The 6,375-nt window shown below is 58.5% G+C and carries 6 protein-coding genes and 1 other RNA gene; 6 read left to right on the top strand and 1 reads right to left on the bottom strand.

All coding sequences use genetic code 11. From position 1 onward, the window contains the following. Positions 1-4 precede the first annotated feature (4 nt). The 3 genes from ubiG to E8M83_RS26545 all read left to right on the top strand — a co-directional run bounded on the left by ubiG (position 5) and on the right by E8M83_RS26545 (position 2,213). Positions 5-709 carry a bifunctional 2-polyprenyl-6-hydroxyphenol methylase/3-demethylubiquinol 3-O-methyltransferase UbiG gene (gene ubiG / locus E8M83_RS24025; protein ID WP_137175869.1) on the top strand — a complete coding sequence of 235 codons (705 nt, stop codon included), beginning with the start codon at positions 5-7 and terminating at the stop codon, positions 707-709. Positions 710-714: 5 nt separating this feature from the next. Next, positions 715-1,422 carry an HAD family hydrolase gene (locus E8M83_RS24030; RefSeq protein WP_170976906.1) on the top strand — a complete coding sequence of 236 codons (708 nt, stop codon included), beginning with the start codon at positions 715-717 and terminating at the stop codon, positions 1,420-1,422. Between the two features lie 164 nt (positions 1,423-1,586). Further along, entirely contained in the window at positions 1,587-2,213 is a 627-nt protein-coding gene (locus E8M83_RS26545) for a glycine zipper 2TM domain-containing protein (RefSeq protein WP_137175870.1), read from the top strand. A gap of 42 nt (positions 2,214-2,255) precedes the next feature. On the opposite strand, the gene E8M83_RS24040 is transcribed toward E8M83_RS26545, so the two are convergent. Then, positions 2,256-3,113, bottom strand: a complete 858-nt coding sequence (locus E8M83_RS24040; RefSeq protein ID WP_137175871.1) for a bifunctional 2-polyprenyl-6-hydroxyphenol methylase/3-demethylubiquinol 3-O-methyltransferase UbiG — start codon at positions 3,111-3,113, stop codon at positions 2,256-2,258. A 150-nt stretch (positions 3,114-3,263) separates the two neighbouring features. Here E8M83_RS24040 and ssrA point away from each other — a divergent pair. The 3 genes from ssrA to E8M83_RS24055 all read left to right on the top strand — a co-directional run bounded on the left by ssrA (position 3,264) and on the right by E8M83_RS24055 (position 5,799). Continuing rightward, positions 3,264-3,622: a transfer-messenger RNA gene (gene ssrA, locus E8M83_RS24045) on the top strand. Between the two features lie 204 nt (positions 3,623-3,826). Then, positions 3,827-4,780, top strand: a complete 954-nt coding sequence (locus E8M83_RS24050; RefSeq protein WP_170976907.1) for a PolC-type DNA polymerase III — start codon at positions 3,827-3,829, stop codon at positions 4,778-4,780. Between the two features lie 383 nt (positions 4,781-5,163). Further along, the gene (locus E8M83_RS24055) at positions 5,164-5,799 is read left to right on the top strand and encodes a hypothetical protein (protein ID WP_137175873.1); all 636 of its coding nucleotides are present in this window, start codon (positions 5,164-5,166) and stop codon (positions 5,797-5,799) included. Positions 5,800-6,375 lie beyond the last annotated feature (576 nt).

The raw sequence follows: 6,375 nt of genomic DNA on the forward strand, positions 1-6,375 counted from the left end.
AGCCATGACGACGACAAACGCAGACCCATTAGAAATCCAGAAGTTCAGCGAACTGGCCCACCGCTGGTGGGACCCGACCTCCGAATTCCGTCCGCTGCACGAAATCAACCCCTTGCGCCTCGAGTGGATCAACGCGCGCGCGCCGCTGGCCGGCAAGAACGTGATCGACATCGGTTGCGGCGGCGGCGTGCTGTCCGAATCGATGGCACGCAAGGGCGCCAAGGTCACGGGCATCGACCTGTCGAAGAAGGCGCTCAAGGTCGCCGACCTGCACAGCCTGGAATCGGGCGTCGAGGTGCGTTATAAACACATCGCGGCCGAAGAGATGGCCGAGCAGGAAGCCGGCCAGTTCGACGTGGTCACCTGCATGGAGATGCTGGAGCACGTGCCCGACCCGGCCTCGATCGTGCGCGCCGCCGCCAAGCTGGTGAAACCGGGCGGCCACCTGTTCTTCTCGACCCTGAACCGCAATCCCAAGTCTTACCTGTTCGCCGTGATCGGCGCCGAGTACGTGCTGCGCATGCTGCCGCGCGGGACCCACGACTACGGCAAGTTCATCACGCCGGCCGAGCTGGCGCAATTCGTGCGCCAGGCCGGGCTGCAGGTCGACGGCCTGAAAGGCCTGACCTACAACCCGCTGACCAAGATCTACTCGCTGAACAACGACACCAGTGTGAACTACATGGTGGCGTGCAGCAAACCGCTCTGAACGACATGACCTTTCCGACCGTGATGCCGGCACCGCGTGCCATCCTGTTCGACCTCGACGGCACGCTGGCCGACACGGCGCCCGACCTCGCGGCGGCCGTCAACTGGCTGCGCACCGAGCGTGGCCTCGACCCGACGCCCTACGAGGTGCTGCGCCCGACCGCTTCAGCCGGCGCACGCGGCATGATCGGCGCCGCCTTCGGGCTGGCGCCAGGCGATGAGGGCTATGAAGAACTGCGCCTGGCCTGGTTCGACCGCTACCAGTCGGCGATGTCGGCCCATACCACGCTGTTCGACGGCATTCCCGAGCTGCTGGCGGGGATTACCGACGCCGGCATGAGCTGGGGCATCGTCACCAACAAGCCAGCCCGCTTCACCGATCCGCTGGTGCCGCAGATCGCGCTGGCGCATGCCGGCTGCGTGGTCTCGGGCGACACGACGGGCTTCGCAAAACCCCACCCTGCCCCACTGCTCGAAGGCGCACGCCGGCTCGGCATCGCACCGGAGCAGTGCTGGTACGTGGGCGACGACCTGCGCGATATCGAAGCCGGCCGCGCGGCCGGCATGGTGACGGTGGCCTGCGCCTGGGGTTATTGCGGCGCGATCGAACCGTCGAGCTGGGGCGCCGATTATCTGCTCGATACGCCAGCGCAAATGCTCGCGCTGCTAGGGCAGATATCGGAAGCCGCACGGCAGGCCGAGCACGCAGCCTGATCCTTTTATTTATTTTCCCGAACGGCGCCCTTTTTCGGCGCCGTTTTCTTTTGCGGGCCGTGCTTACATCAATTTACGATTGATACAGGGTCGCGTCTATCTCTGCGCCCGGCTCGCCAGTAATCTAGTGCCATACGAACACGCCACATCTTACGGAGCAGATCATGGAAACCACGACCAATAACCGCATCCACCCACTGATGGCCGCTGCCGCTGCGTCGGTCATCGTCGTCAGCCTGACGGGCGCCGCCGCGATCACCGGTCTGCTGCCGACCTCGAAGAGCGCGCCCGAACCGACCATGCCGCTGGCAGCCGCCTCGCCGTACGCGATGCCGCAGGCGGGCATGCAGGTCCAGCCTAACGGCTATGTTGCCCAGCCTAATGGCTATGCAGCCCAGCCTGGCCAGATGGTGCCGGTGGCGGCAAACGGCCAGCAACTGGTGCCGGCGATGGTACCCGCGATGGTCCCGGCCCAGCAGGTGGCCTATGCCCAGCCAGTCGCCCAGCCGCAGCCGACCGTGATCATCAAGGAAAAGCCAGTGGTGAAGGTGGTCGAGAAAACCCGCGTGGTGCACGCCAAGCCGCAACCGGTGCGCTATGAAGAACCGCGTTACTCGCAGCCTGCACCAGCCCAGCAGCCGAACTATGTCGGCATCGGCACCGGCGCCGTGATCGGCGGCCTGATCGGCAACCAGATCGGTGGCGGCAATGGCAAGAAATTGGCAACCGTCGCCGGCGTGATCGGCGGCGGCATCATCGGCAACGAAGTCGCCAACCGCAATAGCCGCTAAGCAAGCGCTAACTTACCGTCTCTCTCCCCTTGGCCGCGGACTTCAGTCTGCGGCCTTTTTTTTGAATACGCCGACGATGATATCGCTCGGGAACATGCGCAATACGGGGATCGCGCACATGATCGCGATGTACTGTGCGTAAAGCGAGAACGTCGGGACATTGCCGGCGCAGCGCAGCCGCTCGAGCAAACCCTTGGCGCGCAAGGCCGGCAACTCGGCCGCTTCAGCCAGCGCGAACCCCTGCCCCACGACCAGCCGTTGCAGGTTGCTCGGATTGAAGTAGTGGACGTGCGGCGACGGCAGGTCTTTCTGCCACAGTCGCTCGAACGGCCCGCGCCAGCCCAAGCGCGCGATCAACTTCGACAGCCGGTAGAAGAAGCCTCGGCTGTTCGGCAGGTTGAGAATCAGGATGCCGCCGTCATTCAAGCGCGCATGGCAGGCCGCCAGCGCGCTGCGGATGTCGGGGATATGCTCGATCACGTCATTGAACACGATCACATCGAAGTGTTCGCCGTCTTGCAGGACATCCGGGAAGTAGCCGGAACGGACCGGCAAGCCGCGCGCGGCGGCGCGTGCGCCGACCACGGCGTCAGGCTCGACGCCCAGCACATCGAACTGTTCGCGCGCCGTTTCGAGGAACCAGCCATGGGCGCTACCCACGTCGAGCAGGCTCGGCCGGCTGGCGCCGACATGCTGCCGGGCCCAGGCGACGATGGTGCGGAAATTCTCGAGGCGCAGCGCCTTGAGGCCGGCCTCACGTTCGGCTTCATCGACCGCCGGCCCGCTGTGGGCATTGATGGCGGCGCTCAGGGCGGCGCTTTCATAGTCGCAAGCCGGGCAAAATGCATGCCATCCGGCCAGGCCGGCTGTCTTGGTGCTGCCACATACGATGCACGTCATGTCGAACCTCGCCAGCATTGCTGATCCCGCCAGCTTATTGCAATTAAGCTATGCATTGTAGGTTTTTTAGTGCGACAGAGTTTAAGCAGGCGCTAAGGAACAGCGCTGTACATCCTTGACGCTTGGAGTACAATAGAGGTTCTTGACGTTGGGGGCGACCTGGTTTCGACGTGGGTTGCAAAGCAGCGCAGGGCATACCGAGGACTGGTTACCTCGTAAATACATCCAGAAATCAATAACTGCAAACGATAACTCGTACGCACAAGCAGCTTAATTGCTGCTAGCTCTACAACACCTCGCCTCTGGGGTGAGTCGCAAGACTAGTAGAGTCATTTACAGAGGCTAGGAATCAATCGGGTTACTTGGTTGCTTCCGAAATTTAAGGTAACTCGCTTGTCCAAAGGGTGCACATCCCCGTTGTACAGGTCAAATCAAATGATAGTGCTAAGTATGTAGAACTGTCTGTAGAGTGCTTGCGGACGCGGGTTCGATTCCCGCCGCCTCCACCAACCTCTTTCCAAAAAGCCGCTGATTCGTCAGCGGCTTTTTCATTTCTGAAGTCTGGGCAGACATGATGTCATCGACTACTTCGATGCGCTCTTCCTCCAGTGAGTATGCGCGAGAATCGACGAGCACCTGTACAGCTATACTCGCGAGAGCAACCTGTTCATTTGGCAATCACCTTGGTTTCGCCGTCCAAATACGCCTCCCTTATGCACGATACCCACTACCCTCAAACCGGTAACCCAATTGTCTTTTTTGATTTCGAGACAACTGGATTGTCCGCAAAAACTGATCTGATCATCGAAGTGGCGGCGGTGAAGTATGTGCCTGGCGCAAAGTCGCACCCGCATATGCAGCAGTTGATACTGATTGACAGGCCGCTTTCGCCCTTTATTTCCAGGCTGACTGGCATCACAAACGATATGCTGCAGCGGGAGGGGCGCCCAATGGATGTTGTACTCGATGAATTTATCGAGTTCATCAGCGATCATGACGTCGTCTCGTTCAACATCAACTTCGACACAGGCTTTCTTAACTCCGCGCTCACCCGGCACGGTCGGAGTCCGCTCAAGAATATCGGACATTGCGCACTTGCCCGGGCTCGAGAAGCTTGGCCGGATTTACCGAACCATAAATTAGGGCATCTTGCTGATTACCTTGGCTTGGAAAACGGCGTAGCTCATCGCGCGCTGAACGATACACTTTGGGCATTGGAGGTATATTTCCGCGCTCTGCACGGTGCCCACCCGACCATGTCGCCAAGCCGAGCTACCAAAGCGCTGTCGACTGGCTCTCCCTCGGCCATACCAGTCATAACAGGTCCGCGACAGTTCAGGATCGAGGTGCTCGGCACCAAGCGGTATCAGCAATCTTTTGAAGCCATATGCGGACCTCGGACTAATAAAGGCGCAGCTCTTGATATCCAGGTGCAGTTGCGTGTCGAGACCAAATCAAGTGCTGTGCGCGTACTCATCCAGGATGAGGTGATTGGAAATCTGGCTCCCCGTATTGCACAGGATTTTCGCCGCGCGATCAGCGCAGGCCACTTGGGTGAGTTCACGCATTTCGAATGCTCTGCAAAAATCCGAGGTGGGAAGATCTGCAGCTCTCCAGATGAAAGGCATTACGTCATGTGGCTCGATATTCCTCAGGACGATGATTGATCGAAGACCAACCGACATCAGCAAAGTCACATCAACGGGTCACACAGCAACGGGGGCAGGCCTAGTATTTGGACACGGCTCTGACAATAGACGTTTTTTGGAAGGCTAAGCTCGTGTCCGAATGCCGCATTTAGACACTGCCCCGACAATCAACGCCTTCTTAAAGACCAAGCTCGTGTCTAAGTATCAGATCTGCCCCTGGCCGTGGCCATGGCCGTCCGGTGACCCTGGCCGCCCCGGCGAGCGCCAGCGCGAGATACGCTAGTGCGTCATTAATCAGCGGGTGACGGTTACTGCTCACGGTTTCTCCCATTTGCCCCTCACGATTGCTTTTTCGTGAACAAGTCATGATACGATCGGCAACATCTCATTTCACTACTGACATGGAACAAAAACTCTGGAAGCTGATCGGTTTTGGCGCATTGGTCCTGATTTTGATCATATGCACCCTTGTGGTCATTCACTGGGCTGTTAGTTTTTTCGACTGGGCCGCTCTTGATAAAGGCGACTTGCCTACTTGGGTCGGGGCGACGGGCACCGTCGGCACTCTCGCAGGCACCTTATGGATAGTCAATGCGGCATATCGAAAGGAAGTAACTCAGGCAAGACTTCACGCCGCAGGATTTATGCTTCGGCTGGTAAATGCTCGAGGCGCCATCGAACGCGTCTGTCGAAGTCTCCATATTGATGCTCAGAAGGATCGTGGTGAGGCGAGCATCACTATCTGCGTCTTCGATCTCGACAAGATTAAACTCTGGACGGCAACCGACCTGATGCCAATGGCCCCCCTTTCATCACGTAAGGTTGGTCAGCTCGCTGAAGCTGGGGATCAAATTGCCACAGCCATTAGGGCGCTCGAAATGGTTCGCGAAGGTGATGACAGTCTCGACACACCCGAGAAGCGCAAAGAATTTGCCATCAGACTACATTTTCTTCTGTCTGGAACTTCCAGGCTGTTGGAAGATGGGATCGACCTTTGCGATCACGCTCGTAGAGCATTGCACATGAATTCTGGCTGACTTCCTACGCATGGCAGTGGCTTTCAGGGATGGTTAAGGCCAGTGGTCATCATTGGGGTCAGGTCTGAAATTTGTACACTGCCCCGACAATGAGCGCTTGAACGCGCCCGATCTGGCCTCAACCGCTGCTACGGTTATTTTTTAATCGCACACCCGATGGTATCCGCATAGTGCATCAATGGGGTCGGTACTGACATTCAGACACTACCTCGACAATGAACGCTTTTTCCAAGGCTGAGCTCGTGTCGGAATATCAGACCTGACCTGCCATGCATTTATACAATACAATTGCTCTCAGGCATGGGAAGAAGTTGTCCGCACCGGACTTACCTACATTGACGAGGACATTGGATTGAGCACGAACTACGCCGTAAAACTCGCGGGTGACGGACTGCCCGGACAAGCGCAGAAGCAGACACTCATCCTTGAATCGGCACGCGCTGCCGGCCTCTGGCTATCTGTTCAGTATCGTGCGATCATGTTCCTCGCCGTAGCTGGCCTTTGTTCCGTGCAAAAGCTATGCTGGGCGACTTGATTGCTGGATTCAGCAGTCCCAGTATTCAATCGCACCCGGAG

It is taken from the genome of Massilia sp. HP4, from assembly GCF_005222695.1.
Taxonomy (GTDB): domain Bacteria; phylum Pseudomonadota; class Gammaproteobacteria; order Burkholderiales; family Burkholderiaceae_D; genus Telluria.